Raw genomic sequence first — 22,721 nt, 5'->3', positions numbered from 1 at the left:
CTGCGCGCATTGCTTTATCGCGGTGGAACCACCGCTCCTACAGACCAAGGGGCATTGGCCACTCTGTGAAGCAATGCCCCAATGGTCGCGTCGATATCTTCGTCGTGGGAACATGACTTTCCACAAACCCAGTCCCTCTATCGCGTCCCTAAGCCTGACGGCTGCAACGGGGATCGATGCTTGCATCGCACCCGGATGGAGTATTAGTGAGCAGCACTGTCGCCTGCACACCACTTTCTATGGCGTGAGGGCTCAGCAAACGGTGGAAATGGTTGAGAAATCGGTGGCAAGGTACTGATTTTGCGACATCTGGCCTTCCCAGGCACGAACACACACGGTATGTTAGGAAAAAAGTGTTGGGTACACGGACCATACTAAGCATAAACAAGCAGGTTACCATGACTAGCCAAACCGCCTCATTCAGCGGCTTACCGCACCGATTAATACAGCAGGGCTTGCTGGACGCCGAGAGCGCCCAGCAGATTCTGCAACAGGCCCGCCAGGAGAAGACCAGCTTGGTACGCCAGATCGTTGCCAGCGGAAAACTGACGGCCAGACAAGTTGCCGGTGCCGTAGCAGAGGAATTCGGGGACCCGATTCTCGATTTGAGCAGCTTTCAACGTGACAGCTTGGTTAAAGATCTTGTTGACCCTAAGCTGATCAACAAGCACCACGTTCTGCCCCTTTTCCGGCGGGGAAGTCGCCTGTTCGTTGCCGTTTCAGATCCCACCAATCTCCCGGCCCTAGAAGAAATCCGTTTTAATACTGGTCTAAACGTTGAGACGGTGATTGTCGAAGAGGACAAATTAACACAGTGGATCGACGCGGTAGAGTCTGAGACTGAAGACGATGCCTTCGGCGATCTGGATGACGGACTGGATAATCTGGACATCGGCGGCGGCGAAGAAAAGAAAGATGAGACCCAGTCCGGCGCGGATGACGCGCCTATTGTTCGTTTCGTGAACAAGCTTCTATTAGATGCCATTAAAGGCGGAGCGTCAGATTTGCACTTCGAGCCCTATGAGAAAACCTACCGGGTTCGCTTTCGTCAGGACGGTATTCTGCAAACCGTATCAAAGCCACCCATCAATATCGCCAGCAAGCTCTCCGCTCGTCTGAAGGTTATGTCTCGTCTGGATATCTCCGAGCGTCGAGTTCCCCAGGACGGCCGTATCAAGCTGAAAATCTCAAAGACCCGGGCCATCGACTTTCGGGTAAACACCTGCCCCACTCTGTTTGGCGAAAAAATTGTATTGCGGATTCTGGACCCAGAATCCGCCAAGATGGGCATTGAAGCGCTGGGTTACGAAGACGAACAGAAGCAGATGTACCTGGATGCGCTGCACAAGCCACAAGGCATGATCCTGGTCACCGGGCCCACCGGCTCAGGCAAGACTGTTTCTTTGTACACCGGGGTCAATATTCTCAATACGCCAGAGCTCAACATTTCCACGGCTGAAGACCCGGTAGAAATCAACTTGGAAGGAGTCAATCAGGTTAACGTGAACCCGAAGCAGGGCATGAATTTCTCATCGGCACTACGCGCCTTTCTGCGTCAGGACCCTGACGTAATTCTGGTCGGGGAAATTCGTGATTTGGAAACCGCTGAAATCGCAGTAAAAGCCGCTCAAACCGGGCACTTGGTGCTTTCAACCCTCCATACCAACAGCGCTCCAGAAACCCTGACTCGTCTCCGCAATATGGGCGTACCCTCTTTCAACATCGCCACCTCAGTATTGTTGATTATCGCCCAACGCTTAGCCCGCCGCCTTTGCGAACACTGCAAAACACCGGTGGATGTTCCCAAACAATCCTTGCTTGAGATCGGCTTCACTGAAGATGACATTGCAAACGGGTTTACTGTATACGGCCCGGAAGGGTGCGACAAATGCAAGAACGGCTACAAAGGGCGCGTGGGGGTTTATGAAGTGGTCAAAATCACTGACGGCATCGCACGCATCATTATGGAAGAGGGGAACTCCATCGAGATTGCCGACCAGTGTCGAAAAGAAGGCTTTAACGACCTCCACCGTTCTGGCCTCGTTAAAGCAATGCAAGGGGTTACCAGCCTGGAAGAAATTAACCGTGTCACCAGCGGACATTAATTATGGCGACTAAATCAGTACAACAAAAATCAGCCACTTTCACCTACGAAGGTCTTGACCGTCAGGGCAAGAAGGTTAAAGGGGAAACGTCAGGTAAAGGCGCCGCTCTTGTGCGTGCCGAGTTGCGCAAACAGGGTATCAACGCAAAAAAGGTAGTTAAAAAGCGGGAAATCAATCTAGGGGGGAAGAAAAAAATCACCCCCATGGATATCGCCATTTTCACTCGGCAGATGGCGACCATGATGAAAGCAGGTGTTCCGTTGGTACAAGCTTTCGAGATCGTTGCCGATGGTCTGGATAACCCTTCCATGAAGGATGTGGTCATGAAAATCAAGGCAGACGTGGAAGGTGGTAATAATTTTGCCGGCGCCTTGCAAAAACATCCTCTACTTTTTGACGAACTTTATTGCAGCTTGGTTGATGCAGGGGAGCAATCTGGTGCTTTAGAAACTATGCTGGACAGAGTAGCGCTATACAAAGAGAAAAGTGAGGCGCTTAAGCAAAAAATTAAAAAAGCAATGAAGTACCCCATAGCGGTTATCTGTGTTGCCGTTATTGTTACCGCCATTCTGCTGATTAAAGTGGTCCCCACTTTCCAGGAGTTGTTTCAAGGCTTTGGGGCAGAACTCCCTGCTTTTACTCAGTTCGTTATTGATTTATCTGAATCACTGCAGGCCAATTTTCTTATCATTGTCGTGTCGATAATCGGTTTCGCGATTGCCTTCAGCGAGACACGCAAACGATCCGACAGTTTTAGGAACTGGATTGACCGTACCTTATTAAAATTACCCATTATTGGGGACATTACTTTCAAAAGCACAATTGCCCGCTATTCCCGCACTCTCGCCACAACCTTTGCCGCAGGTGTGCCACTGATTGACGCTCTCGATGCCTGCGCAGGCGCCACCGGCAATGTGGTATACCGAAAAGCGGTACTCCAAGTGAAAGAAGATGTCTCCACTGGCCAACAACTTCAATTCGCCATGCGCAGCACCGGCGTTTTCCCTGCAATGGCACTGCAAATGACCGCCATTGGCGAAGAATCAGGCGCACTCGATGCCATGCTGGAAAAAGTCGCCATATACTACGAGGATGAAGTAGACAACGCGGTCGACGGCCTGACCAGCATGATGGAGCCATTGATTATGGCTGTACTCGGCGTCCTCATCGGCGGCCTTATTATCGCCATGTACCTTCCCATCTTTCAGCTTGGCCAAGTGGTATAACGTGTCCGAAACACTCAACCTCCTCTCTTCCAGCCCGACCCTTTTGGTCGGGCTTTGTGTTGTTATGGGACTGCTGGTAGGCAGTTTTTTGAATGTGGTCATTCACCGCTTGCCGCTGATGATGGAACGGAGCTGGAAGCAGGAAGCCCGCGAAGTCCTTGAGCTGCCAGCGGAAGACAGTGACGGCATTTTCAACCTGGTGACACCGCGCTCGCGCTGCCCGAAATGCAGCCATGCGATCAGCTGGTATGAAAACATTCCCGTGTTTAGCTGGCTGGCCCTGTGCGGCAAGTGCAAGGGCTGCAAAACCCCGATCAGCAAGCGCTACCCCATTATCGAACTTGTCAGCGGTGTGCTCGCCGGACTGTGTGCCTGGCACTTCGGGTATGGTCCCTGGCTGGTGTTTACGCTTTTTGCTACCTGGCTACTGCTGGCCGCCGCCATGATTGACGCTGACACTACCCTGCTGCCGGATAGCCTGAACTACTGGTTGCTGTGGGCAGGCTTGTTGGCGGCCGTTGTAGGCGTATCGCCGGTTTCATTGAGCGATGCGGTAATCGGCGCCATGGCCGGGTATCTTTCGCTGTGGAGTGTTTACTGGCTGTTCAAGCTGATCACCGGGAAAGAAGGCATGGGCTACGGCGATTTCAAGCTGCTGGCCGCGCTGGGAGCCTGGGTCGGCTGGCAATACCTGCCGGTGATTATTCTTTTGTCATCGGTGGTCGGGCTGGTCTTCGCTATCGCCACGATGATGTTCAGCGGCGAAAAACGCACACAAATCCCTTTCGGTCCTTATCTGGCCACGGCCGGGTGGATTGCCCTGCTCTGGGGCGATAGTATCGTCAGCTCGTATCTGGGTATGTTTAAACTTTGATTACGCAAACGCGCCCCACGCTACACGCAGGCACGCCAACAGGCACCGCGTGATTCGTGCCGCGTGATGCATGCAAGCGGAACTCATCATGTTTGTTGTTGGCCTCACCGGTGGCATTGGTAGCGGCAAGACCGCTGCCACGGATTATCTTGCTCAACAGGGCATCACCATCGTGGATGCGGATCTTGCATCACGCGTGGTGGTTGAGCCCGGGCAACCCGCCTTACTCACCATCGCCGAGCATTTTGGCCAGCATGTCATCGCCGACGACGGCGCGCTGGATCGGCGGGCACTCCGCGAGATCGTGTTTGCTGACCCGGACGCACTAAAAACCCTCGAAGGTATTACCCACCCCGCCATAGGTGACGAACTTCGCCGGCAGATCGGGGCGAGCCAATCGCCCTACACTGTGCTGGTCTCCCCTCTTCTGCTGGAAACCTCGCAAAAAGCCTTGGTAGATCGCATTCTGGTCATTGATGCCTCTGCAGAATTGCAGGTAGAGCGCACCATGGCACGGGATCAGGTACCGGAAGCACAGGTCGCGGCGATCATGAAAGCGCAACTGGCGCGCAGCAAGCGACTGGATCAGGCGGATGATGTCGTAGAGAATCATGGTTCTCTGGAAGCACTCCACGAGCAACTGGGGATGCTGCATAAGCACTATCTGGAATTGGCCGGGACATCTTCATAGGGCGGAAAGCGGCGCCAGCATCGCTCCGCCATCCAACAACGGTAACCAATTCCGCTCCGGCAGAGATACCTGAGAGATACATCCGCCCCACAATTCGCCCTCTTCTTCTCGAAGAGGGAAAACCTGCACAGAGAAATAGCGCGCATAAAACCATGACTGACAAAAGCCCGGCCAAGAAAGCTACCCAGACTTACCCCTGCCCACAGTGCAAAAGCCTCACTCGCTGGGACAACAACCCCTTGCGGCCGTTTTGTAGTGAACGCTGCAAGTTGATTGATCTCGGGGACTGGGCGACAGAGCGCCACGCTATTCCGGGTGATGACGATGCACCCGGAGACTTTGAAGAATTTTAGTAAGCGCTCAACACAAAGGATGAAGTAAAACTCTGCGTTGTTGTCATTCGGATTGCAGGATGTCGGGTTACGCCGCTTCTCGGCTCTCTGTGCCCTAGGGTGAACACGACCTACGCGACAAGAGATCTGTCTCGGAGAACACTAATCACGGCCAGAAGGCGCGGATACCCGCCACGCCCACCGCGCCGTGATCACGGGCGTTGATCAGATCGCCCGGTGCCACACCTCCCAGCGCATAACAGGCAAGCGGCGCCCCCTTCATTAGCAACTCCGCTTGCGGCCAGCCCAATGCGGGCTTACCCGGATGTGTCGGAGTGGGCAGGACAGGTGAAACCAGCGCCATATCCAGTCCCAGATTGCCTGCCCTATCCCGGGCCGCCTGATCATGCACCGCCGCACTGGTAATTCCATCAAATGCGGGACGCTCATCCAGCTGGGCCAGTGCTCTGCCCGGAAAATGCACGGCAAATACACCCAGCGCTTTTGCTGTCGCCACACTCTGCGTGTCCACAGCACGCAACCAGACTTTTACGCCGCGTTGCTGACATTGCGCCACAACCGCAGCCACCTCGGCATGGTCACTCCACTGCCGCAAATACAGCCCCTGCTGCTCCCCATTCAACCGATCAATCCCGGCCAACAACTCGTGAAGAGTGATATCTTCCGGCGCGACCACTAACTGCTCAGGCAACTGTATGGCATTCACCACCGGCTGATTGGCCGCCGGGAAGCGCAGGTCCGCCAGTTCACCCGGGAGAAACCACTGCACCCGCTGCCCTTCCCGGCCTTCCGGCTCTCCCTGCCAGACGCGGACATCACGAAAGTGCAGGGTCACGTGCAGATCATCGTACTGGTGGGCAATCGTCATAAAAGGGCTGGACGTCGCCCCTGCCATACCAAGCTCTTCTTCCAGCTCGCGGGCCAACGCTGCGCTCAGCGCCTCACCTTGCTCCACCTTGCCACCGGGAAACTCCCAACGCCCGCCCTGATGCTTATTGTCAGGGCGCTTGCTAAGACAAATACGGCCATCTTTGCCACGGATGATGGCGGCGACGACGGTAATGGCAGGGGTTGAGCGTGTTGGCATGGGACTCTTTCCGAATGTCTGTGGGGCCTGTTTGCAAGTGAACCGCCTGGCGTGCCGATCAGGCAGTTTCGCTTGCGAGCAAGCCCCTTTCGTTCTCAGCGGCTTGTCGGATTACGCCTTTCAGGCTCTCTGTGCCCTTGGGTGAATTCGACCTACGGTGAAACATGATGCGTGATGCGTCTCTAGGTCCGATACTCCGCATTGATCTTTACGTAGTCATAGCTGAAATCACAGGTCCATACGGTGCACTGCGCATCACCCGACGCCAGATCCGCCCGAATGGTGATTTCCGGTTTCGCCATCACCGCAGCGCCTTGTGCTTCCTCGTAGCTGTCCGCCACGCCGCCCTGTTCTACCAGCGGCAAATCACCCAGCCAAACACTGACTTTGTCCACATCCAGCGCCGCAATCGGCGCCCGGCCAATGGCAGCCAAAATACGGCCCCAATTAGGGTCCGAGGCAAACAGCGCCGTTTTCACCAGGGGGGAATGGGCAATGGTTTCAGCCACCGCTCGTGCGTCACTCTCGCTGGCGGCCCCGGTCACGGTAATTTCCACAAACTTGGTGGCCCCTTCACCATCACGCACCAGCGCCTGAGCCAGTTCAGTGAAGACCTCTTCCAGCGCCTGATACAGCAGCTGACTGTGACCATCCAGCGCGGTGATCTCATCCATTTCAGCCTGAGCCGTGCTGATTAACATGCAGGCATCATTGGTGGAGGTATCCCCGTCCACCGTCACCCGGTTGAAGGATTTATCCGCCAGGGCTTTCACCCACTCATCCAGTAGTGGCTTGGCAATCGGTGCGTCGGTGGCGATAAAACCAAGCATGGTGGCCATGTTTGGCTTGATCATGCCGGAGCCCTTGGACATCCCTGTGATCGTCACTGGCACACCATCCATTTCCACCCGCCGACTGGTGAGCTTTGGGTAGGTATCGGTGGTCATGATGCCTTCCGACGCCCGCCCCCAATGATGGACGTCCAGTGCATCCAGCGCCTTGGGCAAGCCGGTGGCAAAGGCCTCCAGCGGAAACTGTTCTCCGATAACCCCGGTGGAATACGGCAGGATTTCATCCGCATCACAACCTGCTGCTTTCGCCAGCAACTCACAGCTGGCCAGGCAGTTTTCCAGGCCTTTCTTGCCGGTGCCTGCATTGGCATAGCCCGTGTTGATCATCAGGTAGCGTGGCGTAGTGGCAGCCAGGCGAGACTTGGCCACCTGCACCGGTGCCGCACAGAAACGGTTCAGGGTGAACACACCACTGACACGACTCCCCTGGGCCAGCTCCAGCACTACCAAATCCTTGCGATTGGCTTTTTTGATACCCGCTTCAACGGCGGCAAGCCGCACGCCAGGAACCGGCAACCACTCAGACTGTGTCATCACGTTTTTCCTGCTATCCATGTATTGAAAGCTTGCTACGAAACAAGCGCCCTGCCAAGCGTGGAGCTTTGCAGGGCTGCTCCCAGGCTGTTTGTCGGATTACGCCTTTCAGGCTAATTCGACCTACGAATTAAAACGACAAGCCCCAAACAAAGAAAGCACCGACGTTGCCGGTGCTTTTGGTTTTCCTTGTCGCTTGAAGCTTGTTGCTGCTCTTATTCAATCTTACCGTGACACTGCTTGTACTTCTTGCCGGAACCACAAGGGCAAGGTTCGTTACGGCCGACTTTGCGGCCGTCCCGGACCACTGTCTTCGGCTGTTCACCCTGTTGACGGGGTTGGGCATCGCCGTCAGTGCCCGGCTCGGCTACCGCCTGCATCTTCATTTTTTCCGCCTGCACGCGCGCTTCTTCCTCGCGCTGCTGCTCCAGACGCTCCACTTCGTCATCGCGACGTACCTGGAAGCTATGCAGCACACGAATCAGTTCATGCTGGATCTGGTTAAGCAGGCCCTGGAACAACTCGAAAGCTTCTTTCTTGTATTCCTGCTTGGGGTTTTTCTGGGCGTAGCCGCGCAGGTGGATGCCCTGGCGCAGGTGATCCATGCTCGCCAGGTGCTCTTTCCAGTGGCGATCCAGAATTTGCAGCATCAGGTGCTTCTCGATCTTGCGCAAATCCTCGGTACCGATCTCGCCTTCCTTACGCTGGTAATCCTCGTCCATGCGCTCGACCAGCTTTTCGATCAGGCCCTCGATATGCAGCTGATTGTCTTCATTGAGCCACTGGCCAATCGGTGCATGGCACTGGAATTCCGCATCCAGGGTTTTCTCCAGGCCCGGGATATCCCACTGATCTTCCACAGAGCCCGGCGCCATGTAATCGTGGACCACTTCGGTCACCACATCGCGACGAATCCCTTTCACGGAATTTACCAGATCATCGGCTTCCAGAATCTGGTCACGCTGGCCGTAGATTACCTGACGCTGGTCGTTGGCAACGTCATCGTATTCCAGCAGGTTTTTGCGGATATCAAAGTTGCGCCCTTCCACTTTGCGCTGGGCATTTTCGATGGCGCGAGTTACCCAGCGGTGCTCAATGGCTTCGCCGTTTTCCAGGCCCAGAGAGCGCATCAGGTTACGAATCTTGTCTGATGCGAAGATGCGCATCAGGTCATCTTCCATGGACAGGAAGAAACGGGTGTAGCCCGGATCACCCTGACGACCCGCACGCCCGCGCAGCTGATTATCGATACGGCGGGACTCATGGCGCTCGGTACCGATAATGTGCAAACCACCGGCTTCCATAACGGTATCGTGGTTTGCCTGCCACTCGGCACGGATTTTCTCCGCTTCTGCCTCGGACGGGGTGTCCATGTGCTTGATCTGCTCTTCGGGATTACCGCCGAGCACAATATCCGTCCCCCGACCCGCCATGTTGGTGGCAATGGTGACCGCTCTCGGCCGCCCGGCCTGGGCAATAATCTGGGCTTCGCGCTGGTGGAACTTGGCGTTCAGTACCTCGTGAGCGATCTTGTCCTGCTTCAGACGCTTGGACAGATACTCCGACGCTTCAATGGTGGCAGTACCCACCAGCACCGGCGCGCCCTTGGCCACCGCCTCGGTCACTTCCTTGACGATAGCGTCGAATTTTTCCTGCAGGCTCAGGTATACCAGATCATTGGCGTCAATCCGCACCATGGGTTTGTTGGTGGGGACCACGACCACATCCATGCCATAAATCTGGCGGAATTCCAGTGCCTCGGTGTCCGCAGTACCGGTCATCCCGGACAGCTTGTTATAAAGACGGAAATAATTCTGGAAGGTGGTGGACGCCAGGGTCTGGTTTTCCTGCTGGATATTCAGCCCTTCTTTCGCCTCGATGGCCTGATGAATACCTTCGGACCAGCGACGCCCCGGCATGGTACGGCCGGTGTGTTCATCCACGATCACGATCTGGTCGTTCTGAACAATGTAATCCCGATCGATATGGAACAGGGCATGGGCTTTCAGCGCCGCATGCACATGGTGGAGCAGCGCCAGGTTATGGGCCGCGTACAGGCTTTCGCCCTGCTCCAGCAACTGGTTGCTGACCAACAGCCCTTCAATTTTCTGATGGCCGGATTCAGTCAGCTCTACCTGCCGTTGTTTTTCATCAACGAAGTAATCGCCTTCGCTCTCTTCCGTTTCTTTCTCCAGCTGCGGCATCAGCTGATTCACCGCCTGGTAGAGCTCGGAGGAGTCCGCCGCCGGGCCGGAAATAATCAGCGGGGTTCTCGCTTCATCGATCAGGATGGAATCCACCTCATCGACGATGGCGTAGTTCAGCCCGCGCTGCACACGGTCTTCCAGCCGGAAAGCCATGTTGTCACGCAGGTAATCGAAACCGTATTCGTTGTTGGTCCCGTAGGTAATATCCGACGCATACGCAGCGCGTTTCTGTTCGGTGGGCTGCTGGGAAAGGATGATCCCCACTGACAGGCCCAGGAATTCGTACAGCGGGCGCATCCAGTTGGCGTCACGTTCGGCCAGGTAATCATTCACCGTGACCACATGCACTCCTTCACCGGAAAGCGCATTCAGGTAGGCCGGAAGGGTCGCCGTCAGGGTTTTACCTTCACCGGTACGCATCTCGGAGATGCGACCTTCATGCAAGGATATCCCGCCCATCATCTGCACGTCGAAATGGCGCATCCCCATCACCCGGGTAGAGGCTTCGCGGACTACCGCAAAGGCTTCGGGCAGCAATTCATCCAGTGTTTTGCCATCTTTAAAGGCCTGCCGGAAAGCGGTTGTCTTGTGCTGCAGGTCGCCATCGGTAAGCTGCCCCATCGCATCTGCGTGGCTATTAATGGCGTCGACCAGCTTTGCCATTCGCTTGATTTCACGATCATTCTTGGTGCCGATGATTTTTTTTACGATGGTACCCAGCATAAAACTTCCGGTTCAGTAAAAGTCAGGACAAACAGCCCGATGGCGGCAAGGTTATTCCCCCGCAAGGTGAGCCATTCTAAACACAATAGGATTGAGAGATAAGGTGGTATTCGCCGTAATCAAGGCCCGATAACGAAAAACGGCCCCATCGGGCCGTTTTGCATTTTCAGTTTTAGCGACGGGCGCGGTAAATATAAGGCTGCGGGTTCACTTGAGCGCCGTTTTTGAGCACTTCGTAGTGCACATGCGGGCCCGTGGAGCGGCCGGAGCTCCCCACCTTGCCCACAACATCACCGGTTCGAACAATTTCACCCGGCTCAACCAGCAACTCCTTAGCATGCCCATAACGGGTGGAGAGGCCATTGCCATGATTGATCTCAACCATTTTCCCATATCCTGAACGCTCACCAGAATAGGTCACAACCCCCGCACCGGTGGCCACAATCGGCGTGCCCTCTTTGCCCGCGAAGTCTACCCCCTTATGCCAGGCAACGCGGCCGGAAAAAGGATCGGAACGGCGGCCAAAACGGCTGGACATCCAGCCCTTGGTCAGTGGACGGCCTGACAGGTAGGTCTGATCTTCCAGTTGCTTGTCAGCCAACAGATCTTCCAGAATATCCAGCTGCCGCTCACGGCGCTCCAAAGTGGCCGTCATTTGATCCAGCGCGCCCATAAAGGAAGGCAACTCATAGCTGGCCCCCTCTTCCGGGGACTCCGGGCCACCGACACCGGGCACACTGCTGAAATCGAATTCGTCACCGCCGATATCGGCCACTTCCACCAGCCGCTCACCCAGTGCATCCAGACGAACCAGCCGGGCCTGGGCCTGGGCCAGCTTGAGCGTCAAAGCCCGAAACTGTTCCTGACTCTGTTGATCCAGCTGGGAGAGAACCTGCTGCTGCTGTTCCAGCTGACCTGCGAAACGCTCCGTCATCACCGGGGTAAATTCAGGCTGACCACCCACACGATAGGCCAGAAGATAGGCACTAACGCCAATAATAGCGGGAAACACCACCAACGCCGCAGCCAATAACCAGGGCCAATGGCGGGGAACGGGCAGTGTGCGCGAATGGCCGCGCTTGCTGTTAAGGACTATGATGTTCATAAGATTTCGTAGCGCACCGGCTAAAAGTCAGTCAATTCAATATGTTGCATCTTTCTTTTATAAATTTTTTTACAATCTGCAGGCTAGTCTAAGTAAAACCCATGAGCAAGACAACGTCGCCCAAAGCCCTCCTCGCCCTGCTAAGCGGTCACCCCGCTCTTTCGGCCTTGGCGAAAGAAGCCAGGAAGACCCCTGCCCAGGAGCAAAATGACCCTTTGCATTGCCTGCCTCCAGCCCTGCGTGAGCGCGTCACTCTGGTAGAAGACCAGCATCGCTGGCTGGCCATCGCGGAGACCAGTGCCACCGCGCAACTACTACGCTTTCATCTACCGAAACTGCAACAGGCCATGCCCGGGCAACAAATCAAGATCGTGGTGGGCGGCAAGCGCCACCCCATGTCGAGCAATAACCATGCCAGCAAACCGGCGGGGCCACATTTAGCCCAGGAAAGCGCTCGACACATCGAAGCTGTGGCCGAAGCCATTGAGGATGACGCGCTAAAAGCGTCATTGCAGCGGCTGGCAAGCCGCGGTGAACCTGATTAAGAAACGCTAACCGTTCTATCTCTCCACCCTTGAAACGAAAAGCCACCTGACTGCGGGAGACAGCCAGGTGGCCAACAGGGCTTCGACGTACAGCCGAATCGCTTCGGCCAGAGTCAGCCATCCTTCCGGGTCATCCTGACCCGAAGCGGCCAACCATTTTCTTTACTGCTTTGCCGCCACTTATTCTGCTGCCAGAACAGGGCGCATATAGGACACAGGCGCATCGGTGGCATCTTCAAATGTCACCACCTCGTAGGAATCTTCCTGACGGAGAATTTCCCGCAACAGCGCATTGTTGAGTGCATGGCCGGATTTGTGGCCGATGAACTCGCCAATCAGGCTGTGGCCCAGCAGATACAGGTCGCCAATGGCATCCAGCATCTTGTGTTTGACGAACTCGTCGTCATAACGCAGGCCGTCTTCGTTGAGGATACGATACTCGTCCACCACGATGGCATTATCCACGCTGCCCCCCAGAGCCAAGTTCTGGCTGCGCAGGAACTCAATATCGCGCATAAAGCCAAAGGTCCGGGCACGGGCCACTTCTTTCACGAACGAAGTCGTGGAGAAGTCGATACTGGCCAGCTGGTTACGATCTTCAAACACCGGATGGTCGAACTCGATGGAAAAAGTCACCTTAAAGCCGTCAAAAGGCACGAACGTCGCCGTTTTGTCGTCTTCACGCACCGTCACTTCTTTCTTGATGCGGATGAACTTCTTGGCGGCTTCCTGCTCCTTGATACCGGCAGATTGCAACAGGAAGACGAACGGACCGGCACTGCCATCCATGATCGGCATTTCCGGGGCGGACAACTCCACAAAGGCGTTATCGATGCCCAGGCCTGCCATGGCGGACAGGAAGTGCTCTACCGTACCCACTTTCACGCCATCCTGAACCAGCGTGGAAGAGAGGGTGGTTTCGCCCACCGCGTCCGCGGCAGCCTTGATCTCCACTACCGGGTCCAGGTCCACACGCCGGAACACGATACCGGTATTCACCGGTGCCGGGCGCACGGTCATGTAGACCTTTTCGCCGGTGTGAAGCCCTACGCCAGTGGCGCGGATCACGTTTTTTAGCGTTCGTTGTCTGATCATCAGTCTGTCACACAGCTGCGGGTACCCTTGAGGATACCGCTTTCCTCAACACAAAATTAGGGCGCGATTATACTGGAACACCCCGATTTTGCACCAATCTCGCCAGACCGTTAGTCGGCCTGGCGGCGCAGGAAGGTCGGAATATCAATGAAATCCAGATCTTCTGCGGTGCTCACTGCCTGCTGGCCACGGCCACCGGCAGCCTGCTGGGCGGCGCGTTTACGCTCCACAGCCGGGCGATCCAGGTCGCTGTAGTCCACCCGACCGTCTGCCGCGACAGGGGTCTGACGGCCGCGTACCACTTTTAGTTCCTGTGCCGCCGCGCCCAGGCCAGTCGCTACCACGGTAACACTGATGCTCTCGCCCATATCCGGGTCGATAGCGGTACCGATGATCACGTTGGCATCGTCACTGGCCAGCTCGCTGACGATATCACCCACTTCAGAGAACTCATCCAGAGCGATGGACTCGTTGGCCGTGATATTGATCAGGATACCCCGCGCGCCGCGCAGATCCACATCTTCCAGCAGCGGGCTGGAGATAGCCGCCTGGGCCGCTTCTGCCGCCCGGCCTTCGCCGCTGGCAGTACCGGTACCCATCATGGCGGTACCCATTTCGCTCATCACGGTGCGCACGTCAGCGAAATCCACGTTGATCATGCCGGGGCGAACGATCAGGTCCGCAATCCCTTTCACCGCGCCCTGCAGCACTTCGTTGGCAGCCTTGAAGGCGTCCAGCAGGCTGGTGGAGCCACCGAGAACCGCTTGCAGCTTCTCGTTGGGGATGGTGATCAGGGAGTGAACGTGCTCTTTCAGCTCTTCGATCCCTTGCTGGGCAGAGCGCATGCGCTTTTTGCCTTCGAAGGGGAACGGCTTGGTGACCACAGCCACGGTCAGGATGCCCAGTTCCTTGGCAATTTCAGCCACAACCGGGGCAGCACCGGTACCCGTGCCACCGCCCATGCCGGCGGTCACGAAGACCATGTCTGCACCATCCAGCAGCTCGGCGATGCGATCGCGATCTTCCTGAGCGGACTGACGGCCGATTTCCGGGTTCGCGCCGGCACCCAACCCTTTGGTAACCTGGCTACCCAGCTGAATCACGGTCTTGGATGAGGCATTACGCAGGGCCTGGGCGTCCGTGTTGGCGCAGATGAAATCCACCCCTTCCACACCGGAACGCACCATGTGATCCACGGCGTTACCGCCGCCACCACCGACACCTACCACTTTGATTACCGCACCATGCGGTACGCTGTCTTCCAGTTTGAATTGCATGGTTGATCTCCCGTTGTTGCTTCCCTGTTTACTACTCATTACGTCGAAGTGTTCCGGTCATCTTGCCGCGGCCCGGAACAACCGCTTGCGCTCAATTTGACGCTTCCCGCGTGTTACCTGATGCGTGAAGCGTGCTGCGACTCTTGTTAAAAATTGCCTTTGAACCAGCTCTTGATACGTTCCAGCCAGTCCAGCTCACCACCGCCGGCCTGGGCCTTGGCGCTGGTGCCTTCCTTTTCCATGCGCTGGCCGTACAAGAGCAAGCCCACGGAGGTGGAATAAATCGGGTTCTTCACCACGTCGATCAGCCCGGAAATCCCCTGCGGCGCACCCAGGCGCACCGGCATATGGAAGATTTCCTCGGCCAGATCCACGGCCCCTTCGATCTTCGAGGAACCACCGGTGAGGACGATGCCACCGGGGATCAGATCCTCGAAACCGGAGCGGCGAATTTCCGCCTGCACCAGGGTGAACAGCTCGTCGTAACGCGGCTCCACCACCTCCGCCAGGTTCTGGCGACTAAGGGTGCGCGGCGGGCGATCGCCCACGCTGGGCACCTTGATGGTCTCGTCCGCGCCGGCCAGCTGAGTCAGGGCGCAGGCGTACTTGATCTTGATTTCATCCGCATGTTGCTTGGGCGTGCGCAGGGCCATGGCGATATCGTTGGTCACCTGATCCCCGGCGATGGGAATGTTGGCCGTGTGACGAATGGCGCCTTCGGTGAAGATGGCGATATCCGTGGTGCCACCGCCGATATCGACGATGCAAACGCCCAGTTCACGCTCGTCTTCGGTGAGCACGGCGTGAGCACTCGCTAACTGCTCAAGGATGACGTCATCGACTTCCAGGTTGCAGCGACGCACGCATTTCTCGATGTTCTGCACCGCATTCACCGCACAGGTCACCAGATGCACCTTGGCTTCCAGGCGCACACCGCTCATGCCAATGGGCTCGCGCACCCCTTCCTGATTGTCCACCACGTATTCCTGCGGCAGCACGTGCAGGGTTTTCTGGTCCGCCGGAATCGCCACCGCCTGAGCGGCGTCGATCACCCGGTCGATATCTGCCTGGGCCACTTCCCGGTCGCGAATGGCGACGATGCCGTGGGAGTTGAGGCTGCGCACATGGGAGCCGGCGATGCCGGCGTACACCGTGTGGATATGGCAGCCCGCCATCAGTTCGGCTTCTTCCACAGCGCGCTGAATGGAACGCACGGTGGCTTCGATATCCACCACCACGCCCTTTTTCATGCCCCGTGACGGTTGCGAGCCCAGCCCGACGATTTCCAAGGTGCCATCGGCTGCTGTCTGGCCGACGATGGCAACCACCTTGGAGGTGCCAATATCGAGTCCGACAATCATGTTTTCTGTTGCTGTCGCCATGTCACCCTTTCTCCTAACTTTGCTGCTCGCGCCAGGTCACTGCCATGCCGTCCGCATAACGCAGATCGACCCGAGCTACCTGGCGGCTATCCGTGCTCAGCACGCCACGATAAAGCCGCACAAAACGGCGTAATTTGGTGGTGTAATGCTCACGGTCAACCACCAGTTCCATGTCGTTATTCAGCGTCAGGCGCGCAGTCAGGCGCGCATTGACGTCCATGCTGCGAATGCTCAGATCCACATCCGCCAGCGTTTTGCCCATGCTGTGGTAGAAGCCCATGACTTCCTCCAGCCGTTGCTCCGGGCCACTCAGGTGGGGCAGATCCGTCAGGTCATACTGCTTGAGCGCCTTGAACGGCTGCCCGCTGTCCGACACCAACACTGCCTCGTTCCACACTGCCACCGGGCGACGTTCTTCCACTGTCAGCACCACAGTATCGGGCCACTGACGACGGACGGAGACCTCCTCCACCCAGCTCAATCCCTGTGACTGCTGGTAAATATCTTCCAGCGGCACAGAGAAATAATTCTCTTCACGCACCAGCGCCGCCAAGGCGGTCTCTATCTGTTGCTGACGGCGCACATCGGTGACACCGTCCACGCCCACCTTGCGGATCGGGTAACCATCCAGTGCTGACGGCAGGTAGATCACCGCCAGCAGCATGACCAGCGCCACCGAGCTCACCAGCATCCACGGCACCGCCGCTGCAATCCGCTCACGCAGCGGTACGCCAGCCTTTTTTACCGGCTTGCGGCGGGCGCCACGCGGCGCGGGGGCGTTTCTAGCCACGACCCCGTTCCAGTGCGTCCAGCAGGATTTCACCCACCAGCACATCAAAATCCCGGCCGGTGGCCTTCGCCGCCATCGGCACCAGCGAGTGATCGGTCATGCCGGGCACCGTATTCACTTCCAGCAGCTGCCACTGGCCCTGCGCATCGCGCATCACATCAACTCGGCCCCAGCCACGGCAACCGGCGACCCGAAATGCGGTCAGCGCCAGCTGCCGCAGCGCCTGCTCGTCGGCATCATCCAGCCCCGCCGGACACAGGTACTCGGTGCTGTCGGACTGGTACTTGGCTTCAAAGTCATAAAACGCATGGGGCGTTTGCAGGCGGATGGCCGGCAAGGCTTCATCGCCCAGCACTGCCACGGTGTATTCCGGGCCGTTGACCCAGGCTTCCACCAGCACGTCCTGGTCAAATTTTTCTGCGGCGACCAGCGCCTCGGCCAGCTCGTCAGCGTTATCCGCCTTGGCCATACCGATTGAGGAACCTTCATGGGCCGGTTTCACAATTACCGGGAACCCCAGATCCGTTTCTTCACGGCCGGCCACGTAAAACGCTGGGGTTGGCAAACCCGCCCCTTTCCACAGTTGCTTGGTGCGCACCTTGTCCATGCCAATGGCAGATGCCATCACCCCGGACCCGGTGTAGGGAATTTCCAGATGCTCCAGTACACCCTGGATCACGCCGTCTTCGCCGCCGCGACCGTGCAGGGCAATGAAGGCGGCATCAAAGCCTTTCAGCGTCTCCACGCTCTTGTCTGCCGGGTCCACCAGCTCTGCGATCAGGCCCAGATTGCGCAGGCCCTGATGCACCGCCGCACCGCTCTTCAACGACACCGGGCGCTCTGCGGATTTGCCGCCGGCCAGCACCGCCACGCGGCCCACCCGGCTCAATCGTTGCTTCAATGCACGCTTATCCACGGCGGCCTCCCTGAGCAGCCAGCTGCTTGGCAATGGCACCGACATTACCGGCGCCCTGCGTGACGAGCAGATCTCCGTCCTGTAGCTGGCTGGCTAACAAACTCGCCAGCTTGTCCGGGTCATCCACAAACACCGGCTCCAGGCCGCGTTTACGCAGGCTGCGGCACAATGCCCGGGCATCCGCCCCGGGAATCGGGTCTTCCCCGGCGGCATACACTTCCAACATCAACAGCACATCCACCCCGGAGAGCACTTCCACGAAATCCTCGTAAAGATCCTGCGTACGGGTATAGCGGTGCGGCTGGAACAGCATGGCCAGGCGCCGGTTCGGCCAGCCTTCGCGAATGGCATCAATAGTGGCGGCCACTTCACGGGGGTGGTGACCGTAGTCGTCCACCAGGGTCGCGCTGCCGCCTTCAAAGTGGTACTCGCCCTGCACATCAAAGCGACGCCCCACCCCGGTAAAGTTATTCAGGCCACGGATAATGGCTTCATCATCAGCCCCTTCGTCCGCCGACACCGCGATGGCCGCCAGCGCATTCAATACGTTGTGGCGACCCGGCATGTTCAGGGACACCTCCAGTGGCTCGCCTTCGGCGCGCACTACCCGGAAATGGGTGACCATGCCGTCCTGGCGCACGTTCTCGGCACGCAGGTCCGCATCCTCGCTAAAGCCGTAGCGAATCACCTGACGGTTGACCCGGGGCAGCAACTTGCGCACCACCGGATCATCCACACACATCACCGCCACGCCGTAGAACGGCAGGTTGTGGAGGAACTCAATAAAGGTGTTCTCCAGCTGGGCGAAGTCGCCGCCGTAGGTGTGCATGTGGTCCGCATCGATATTGGTAACGATGGCACTCATGGGCTGCAGGTGCAGGAAGCTGGCATCGGATTCATCCGCTTCCGCCACCAGATAACGGCTCTGTCCCAGGCGTGCATTGGTGCCAGCGCTATTCAGGCGCCCGCCAATAACAAACGTCGGATCCAGTCCGGCCTCGGCCATGATCGCTGCGGTCAGTGACGTGGTGGTGGTCTTGCCATGGGTGCCGGCCACAGCAATGCCATGGCGGAAACGCATCAGCTCCGCCAGCATCTGGGCACGCGGCACCACCGGAATACGACGCTCGTGGGCCGCCGCCACTTCCAGGTTTTCGGTATTCACCGCCGTGGAGGTCACGACTACATCCGCGCCGTCGATATTTTCAGCACGGTGGCCGATGTCCACCCGCACGCCAAGGCTGCGCAGGCGCTCTACCACCGGTGATTCCTTGATGTCGCTGCCGCTGATGGCATAGCCCTGATTGGCCAGCACTTCGGCAATGCCGCACATACCCACACCGCCGATCCCCACAAAGTGGATCCCGCGAATGCGGCGCATCTCCGGCACCGTATGAATCATGTCGTTATCGGCCATTGGCCACCTCCTCACACAGCGTGGCGGCGCGCTCAGCGCTATCCGCCATCGCCTGCTCACGGGCCCGCTCGGCGATTTGCGCCAGCAGGCCACGCTCTGCAACCGGTTTCAGGGTGCCGGCAAGGCTTGCCGCACCCAGGTCCCGTTGGGGCAACAGCAGCGCGGCTCCGCGCTCTGACAACCAACGGGCATTCAATGTCTGGTGGTCATCCACTGCACTGGGCAGTGGCACAAACATGGCGGCCACACCCGCCGCAGCCACTTCCGCCACGGTCAGCGCGCCGGCCCGGCAAATCACCAGATCCGCCCAGCCGTAGGCTTCTGCCATGTCATCAATAAACTCACTCACCTGAGCCTGCAGGCCCAGCGCCTGGTAAATCGGCGCCGCTTCCGCAGTACGTCCGGCGCCACACTGATGACGCACCTGTATATCGCGACCCAGCACTGCCAGCAGCAGCTCGGGCAAATCCTGGTTCAGCACCAGGGCCCCCTGGCTACCGCCCAGTACCAGTACCCGCAAGCCGCCCTGATGCTGGGCATAACGACGAGCCGGCTCATCCAGAGCCGTAATTTCCGGGCGCACCGGGTTGCCCACCCAACAAGCCTGCGGATTACCAAAGGCACCCTGAAACCCTTCCAGGGTCACCGTGGCCAGGCGGGACAACAGGCGATTGGTCAGCCCGGGAACCGCATTCTGCTCATGGACCACCACCGGCACTTTGCACAACCGCGCTGCCAGGCCACCGGGGCCGCTGGCAAACCCGCCAAAGCCCACCGCCAGTACCGGCTGACGGGTACGGATCAACTGGCGCGCCTGCAACACCGCCCGCAGCAAATTGAACGGGGCCGTCAGCTTGCGCTTGAGTCCGCCACCGCGCAGACGGGACACGGACAGCTCGGCAATCTCGTAGCCATACTGGCGCACCAGCTTGCCTTCCATGCCGTTTTCCGCGCCCAGCCAGAGGATCTCGAAGCCCCGCGCACGCAGTTGGTCGGCCACGGCCAACGCCGGGAACACATGCCCGCCGGTACCACCAGCCATAATCAGGACGGTGCGACTCATCGTGCAGCCCTCCCTCTGGCTTTCAGGTGATCGGATTCCGCCCCGGCGCGCAGGATCAGCCCCACCATGGCGGCAGAAATCAGCAAGGAAGAGCCGCCGTAACTGATAAACGGCAGTGTCAGGCCCTTGGTGGGCAACAGCCCCATATTTACGCCCAGGTTGATAAACGCCTGGGAACAAAAGACGAAGGCACAGCCATAAACCACATAGGCGTGGTACAGCAGCCCACGCTCTTCCAGACGATGGCCGACACGAAACACCCGCCAGCCCAGCAGAACAAAGCCGCTGATCAGCGCCACATTGCCCAACAAGCCCAGCTCTTCCGACATCACCGCGTAAACAAAATCCGTATGCGCTTCCGGCAGATAAAACAGCTTCTGCACGCTGTTACCCAGCCCCACGCCCAACCAGTGGCCGCGCCCGAAGGCGATCAGGCTCTGGGTGAGCTGATAGCCGGAACCGAACTGGTCTGCCCAGGGATCGGTAAAGGTCATCAAGCGCGCCACCCGGTAAGGTTCGGCAAAGGCCACCAGCCCGCCCAAGGCCACCGCGATCAGACCAATCAGCAGGAAGCGCAGGGTCGGCACGCCGGACAGGAACAACATGCCCATGGCGGTAATGCCCAGCACCACCACCGCGCCGAAATCCGGCTCCAGCAACAGCAGCAGCATCAACACACCCAGCAAGCCCAGCGGCAGCAGGAAGGCTTTCCATTCGGTTTCCAGCGCAGCTTTGCGCTCGGCCACGTACCCGGCCAAATACAGCACAAAGCACAATTTGACGATTTCCGAGGCCTGAATGGTCAGGCCCGGCAACGCGATCCAGCGGGTGGAACCATTCACGGTTCGTCCCAGCCCGGGAATAAACACCATCACCAGTACCACCAGGGCCACGGGCAACATCACAAAGCGCAGGCGCTCCAGCAGCGCCAACGGCACCGCGTAGTACACAAAGGTGCCGACACCCAGCCCCAGCGCCAGATAAATGCCGTGGCGCATGGCGTAATAGAAGGGATCACCCAGGCGCGTTTCCGCAATCTGCAAGCTGGCGGAGGACACCATCACCAGACCCGCCAGCGACAGCAAAACAGCAGTCCACAACAACGGCTTGTCGATGCCCGTACTATCTACTTTCAGGATCATGCGCTCAGTCATGGCACACCTCCCGGGCACGGGCGGTGAAATCATCGCCGCGGGCTGCAAAACCGCTGAACATGTCGAATGATGCACAGGCCGGCGACAGCAACACCGCGTCACCCGGCTGTGCCAGCGCATGGGCACGGGCAACGGCAGCGGCCATATCAGCCACCAGTTCGCAGGGGGCAGCGGACATACCCTGAGCCACGGTATTGCGGTCTTCGCCCATCAACAGGGCGGCACGCAAATATTGGCGCGCCGGCTCGGCCAGCGGGGAAAAGTCCTGCCCTTTGCCCTGACCGCCCGCCACCAGAATCACCTTGCCTTCAATGCTTTCACCGATACCGGTGAGCGCGGCCAGGGTGGCGCCCACATTGGTCGCCTTGGAATCGTTGAACCAGCGCACGCCACCGGCTTCCGCTACCAACTGACAACGGTGCGGCAAGCCGGTGAAGGCTTTCACCGTGGCCAGGGCCTTGTCCCGGTTCAGGGACAGCGCGTCGCTGATCGCCAGTACCGAGAGAATATTCATGGCATTGTGGTGGCCAGTCAGCGCCAGCTCGGACAGTGACAGCAACGGCTCACCCCGACACAACAACTGACCGTTCTCGCTGTCCAACCGGTAATCCGCTTCCGGGTGGGCGCCAAAACTGATCTGCCGCGCCACGGTGGCCGGCGGACGGGTGGCCAGATCATCGCGATTCCAGACTGCCACCTGGCAGCCGTCGTAGACACGCTGCTTGGCCGCCAGGTAATCGGCAAAGCTGGCATAGCGGTCCAGATGGTCCTGGGACACATTGAGAATCGTGGCCACCTCTGCACTCAGGCTGTAAGTGGTTTCCAGCTGGAAGCTGGACAATTCCAGCACATACAACCGGGCCTGGTCGTCAAGCAATTCCAGCGCCGCCACACCCAGGTTGCCGCCGATGCCCGGGTTCATCCCGCAGGCATCCGCTACCTGACCCAGCAACGTGGTCACTGTGCTCTTGGCATTGGAGCCGGTGATGGCCACCAGCGGCTCGCTGGCCGCACGGGCGAACAGCTCAATGTCGCCAATCACTTCTTTGCCATCCACTACCTGCTCGGCAATGGCCGGCGTGGATACCGCCACGCCCGGGCTCACGATCAGGCGACGGGCCTTGCCCATCCAGCCTTTTTTGAAGCTACCGGTGTGCACTTTCAGGTCCGGAAATTCTGCGCACAGGGCATCCAGCCCGGCCGGCTCAGCACGGGTGTCAATGGCGCGCACGGGCATCCCCTGATCCGTTAGATAACGGATCACGGAGCGGCCTGTTACACCCAGACCAATGACCAGATCAAACCCGTCTTTCGCCATAAATTGAC

Annotated in this window: 19 protein-coding genes; 6 read left to right on the top strand and 13 right to left on the bottom strand. The window is 58.3% G+C overall.

What is annotated here, in order from left to right; genetic code table 11:
- Positions 1-398 precede the first annotated feature (398 nt).
- From pilB to F1529_RS08150, 5 genes are all read left to right on the top strand, one after another.
- Complete coding sequence (gene pilB / locus F1529_RS08170; RefSeq protein WP_155133598.1) at positions 399-2,105, top strand: type IV-A pilus assembly ATPase PilB; 1,707 nt, start codon at positions 399-401, stop codon at positions 2,103-2,105.
- A 2-nt stretch (positions 2,106-2,107) separates the two neighbouring features.
- Complete coding sequence (locus F1529_RS08165; RefSeq protein WP_155133595.1) at positions 2,108-3,331, top strand: type II secretion system F family protein; 1,224 nt, start codon at positions 2,108-2,110, stop codon at positions 3,329-3,331.
- Positions 3,332-3,395: 64 nt separating this feature from the next.
- Positions 3,396-4,205, top strand: coding sequence for an A24 family peptidase (locus F1529_RS08160; protein WP_155133592.1), 810 nt, complete (start codon positions 3,396-3,398; stop codon positions 4,203-4,205).
- An 88-nt stretch (positions 4,206-4,293) separates the two neighbouring features.
- Positions 4,294-4,896, top strand: a complete 603-nt coding sequence (coaE, locus tag F1529_RS08155) for a dephospho-CoA kinase (RefSeq protein WP_230457740.1) — start codon at positions 4,294-4,296, stop codon at positions 4,894-4,896.
- A gap of 152 nt (positions 4,897-5,048) precedes the next feature.
- On the top strand, positions 5,049-5,249 hold the full coding sequence (locus F1529_RS08150; protein WP_155133586.1) for a DNA gyrase inhibitor YacG: 201 nt from the start codon (positions 5,049-5,051) through the stop codon (positions 5,247-5,249).
- Positions 5,250-5,394: 145 nt separating this feature from the next.
- Here F1529_RS08150 and F1529_RS08145 read toward each other — a convergent pair whose 3' ends face one another.
- From F1529_RS08145 to F1529_RS08130, 4 genes are all read right to left on the bottom strand, one after another.
- Entirely contained in the window at positions 5,395-6,336 is a 942-nt protein-coding gene (locus F1529_RS08145; protein ID WP_155133583.1) for a Nudix family hydrolase, read from the bottom strand.
- Between the two features lie 182 nt (positions 6,337-6,518).
- Positions 6,519-7,721, bottom strand: coding sequence for a bifunctional glutamate N-acetyltransferase/amino-acid acetyltransferase ArgJ (gene argJ, locus F1529_RS08140; protein WP_370456977.1), 1,203 nt, complete (start codon positions 7,719-7,721; stop codon positions 6,519-6,521).
- 215 nt (positions 7,722-7,936) lie between these two features.
- Positions 7,937-10,651, bottom strand: a complete 2,715-nt coding sequence (gene secA, locus F1529_RS08135; protein ID WP_155133577.1) for a preprotein translocase subunit SecA — start codon at positions 10,649-10,651, stop codon at positions 7,937-7,939.
- 172 nt (positions 10,652-10,823) lie between these two features.
- Entirely contained in the window at positions 10,824-11,756 is a 933-nt protein-coding gene (locus F1529_RS08130) for a M23 family metallopeptidase (protein ID WP_155133574.1), read from the bottom strand.
- 101 nt (positions 11,757-11,857) lie between these two features.
- Between F1529_RS08130 and F1529_RS08125 the strand changes: the two genes are divergently transcribed.
- A complete protein-coding gene (locus F1529_RS08125) occupies positions 11,858-12,301 on the top strand; it encodes a hypothetical protein (protein WP_196220382.1) in 444 nt (147 codons plus the stop codon).
- A gap of 180 nt (positions 12,302-12,481) precedes the next feature.
- On the opposite strand, the gene lpxC is transcribed toward F1529_RS08125, so the two are convergent.
- From lpxC to murD, 9 genes are all read right to left on the bottom strand, one after another.
- The gene (lpxC, locus tag F1529_RS08120) at positions 12,482-13,396 is read right to left on the bottom strand and encodes a UDP-3-O-acyl-N-acetylglucosamine deacetylase (RefSeq protein WP_007150078.1); all 915 of its coding nucleotides are present in this window, start codon (positions 13,394-13,396) and stop codon (positions 12,482-12,484) included.
- A 110-nt stretch (positions 13,397-13,506) separates the two neighbouring features.
- Positions 13,507-14,673: a cell division protein FtsZ gene (gene ftsZ, locus F1529_RS08115; protein WP_007150913.1), complete on the bottom strand. Its 1,167-nt coding sequence runs from the start codon at positions 14,671-14,673 to the stop codon at positions 13,507-13,509.
- A 146-nt stretch (positions 14,674-14,819) separates the two neighbouring features.
- Positions 14,820-16,055 carry a cell division protein FtsA gene (gene ftsA, locus F1529_RS08110; protein WP_007151175.1) on the bottom strand — a complete coding sequence of 412 codons (1,236 nt, stop codon included), beginning with the start codon at positions 16,053-16,055 and terminating at the stop codon, positions 14,820-14,822.
- A gap of 13 nt (positions 16,056-16,068) precedes the next feature.
- Complete coding sequence (locus F1529_RS08105; RefSeq protein ID WP_290518835.1) at positions 16,069-16,845, bottom strand: cell division protein FtsQ/DivIB; 777 nt, start codon at positions 16,843-16,845, stop codon at positions 16,069-16,071.
- Positions 16,838-17,761 (bottom strand): D-alanine--D-alanine ligase, encoded by a 924-nt coding sequence (locus tag F1529_RS08100; RefSeq protein ID WP_370456976.1) that lies wholly within the window; start codon positions 17,759-17,761, stop codon positions 16,838-16,840. The genes F1529_RS08105 and F1529_RS08100 overlap by 8 nt, the downstream gene beginning before the upstream one ends.
- A complete protein-coding gene (murC, locus tag F1529_RS08095) occupies positions 17,754-19,178 on the bottom strand; it encodes a UDP-N-acetylmuramate--L-alanine ligase (RefSeq protein WP_155133565.1) in 1,425 nt (474 codons plus the stop codon). The genes F1529_RS08100 and murC overlap by 8 nt, the downstream gene beginning before the upstream one ends.
- Positions 19,168-20,241 carry an undecaprenyldiphospho-muramoylpentapeptide beta-N-acetylglucosaminyltransferase gene (murG, locus tag F1529_RS08090; RefSeq protein WP_155133562.1) on the bottom strand — a complete coding sequence of 358 codons (1,074 nt, stop codon included), beginning with the start codon at positions 20,239-20,241 and terminating at the stop codon, positions 19,168-19,170. The genes murC and murG overlap by 11 nt, the downstream gene beginning before the upstream one ends.
- Positions 20,238-21,395, bottom strand: a complete 1,158-nt coding sequence (gene ftsW, locus F1529_RS08085) for a putative lipid II flippase FtsW (protein ID WP_155133560.1) — start codon at positions 21,393-21,395, stop codon at positions 20,238-20,240. Before ftsW ends, murG begins: the two co-directional genes overlap by 4 nt.
- Positions 21,388-22,713, bottom strand: coding sequence for a UDP-N-acetylmuramoyl-L-alanine--D-glutamate ligase (murD, locus tag F1529_RS08080; RefSeq protein WP_007148363.1), 1,326 nt, complete (start codon positions 22,711-22,713; stop codon positions 21,388-21,390). The genes ftsW and murD overlap by 8 nt, the downstream gene beginning before the upstream one ends.
- Positions 22,714-22,721 lie beyond the last annotated feature (8 nt).

The organism is Alcanivorax sp. VBW004 (genome assembly GCF_009718865.1).
In the GTDB taxonomy this organism is placed as follows: Bacteria; Pseudomonadota; Gammaproteobacteria; order Pseudomonadales; family Alcanivoracaceae; genus Alcanivorax.
The sequence above is the reverse complement of the archived record's forward strand: the minus strand, read 5'-3'. Positions and strand labels throughout refer to the sequence as shown.

What these genes read in the sequence shown, in the direction of transcription:
- F1529_RS08150 (WP_155133586.1), top strand. Translation starts at nt 5,049, where the DNA reads ATGACTGACAAAAGCCCGGCCAAGAAAGCTACCCAGACTTACCCCTGC.
- murG (WP_155133562.1), bottom strand. Translation starts at nt 20,241, where the DNA reads ATGAGTCGCACCGTCCTGATTATGGCTGGTGGTACCGGCGGGCATGTG.
- murC (WP_155133565.1), bottom strand. Translation starts at nt 19,178, where the DNA reads ATGGCCGATAACGACATGATTCATACGGTGCCGGAGATGCGCCGCATT.
- secA (WP_155133577.1), bottom strand. Translation starts at nt 10,651, where the DNA reads ATGCTGGGTACCATCGTAAAAAAAATCATCGGCACCAAGAATGATCGT.
- F1529_RS08130 (WP_155133574.1), bottom strand. Translation starts at nt 11,756, where the DNA reads ATGAACATCATAGTCCTTAACAGCAAGCGCGGCCATTCGCGCACACTG.
- ftsW (WP_155133560.1), bottom strand. Translation starts at nt 21,395, where the DNA reads ATGACTGAGCGCATGATCCTGAAAGTAGATAGTACGGGCATCGACAAG.
- F1529_RS08165 (WP_155133595.1), top strand. Translation starts at nt 2,108, where the DNA reads ATGGCGACTAAATCAGTACAACAAAAATCAGCCACTTTCACCTACGAA.
- F1529_RS08160 (WP_155133592.1), top strand. Translation starts at nt 3,396, where the DNA reads ATGGGACTGCTGGTAGGCAGTTTTTTGAATGTGGTCATTCACCGCTTG.
- F1529_RS08145 (WP_155133583.1), bottom strand. Translation starts at nt 6,336, where the DNA reads ATGCCAACACGCTCAACCCCTGCCATTACCGTCGTCGCCGCCATCATC.
- F1529_RS08125 (WP_196220382.1), top strand. Translation starts at nt 11,858, where the DNA reads ATGAGCAAGACAACGTCGCCCAAAGCCCTCCTCGCCCTGCTAAGCGGT.
- murD (WP_007148363.1), bottom strand. Translation starts at nt 22,713, where the DNA reads ATGGCGAAAGACGGGTTTGATCTGGTCATTGGTCTGGGTGTAACAGGC.
- pilB (WP_155133598.1), top strand. Translation starts at nt 399, where the DNA reads ATGACTAGCCAAACCGCCTCATTCAGCGGCTTACCGCACCGATTAATA.
- argJ (WP_370456977.1), bottom strand. Translation starts at nt 7,721, where the DNA reads ATGACACAGTCTGAGTGGTTGCCGGTTCCTGGCGTGCGGCTTGCCGCC.
- lpxC (WP_007150078.1), bottom strand. Translation starts at nt 13,396, where the DNA reads ATGATCAGACAACGAACGCTAAAAAACGTGATCCGCGCCACTGGCGTA.
- ftsA (WP_007151175.1), bottom strand. Translation starts at nt 16,055, where the DNA reads ATGGCGACAGCAACAGAAAACATGATTGTCGGACTCGATATTGGCACC.
- ftsZ (WP_007150913.1), bottom strand. Translation starts at nt 14,673, where the DNA reads ATGCAATTCAAACTGGAAGACAGCGTACCGCATGGTGCGGTAATCAAA.
- coaE (WP_230457740.1), top strand. Translation starts at nt 4,294, where the DNA reads ATGTTTGTTGTTGGCCTCACCGGTGGCATTGGTAGCGGCAAGACCGCT.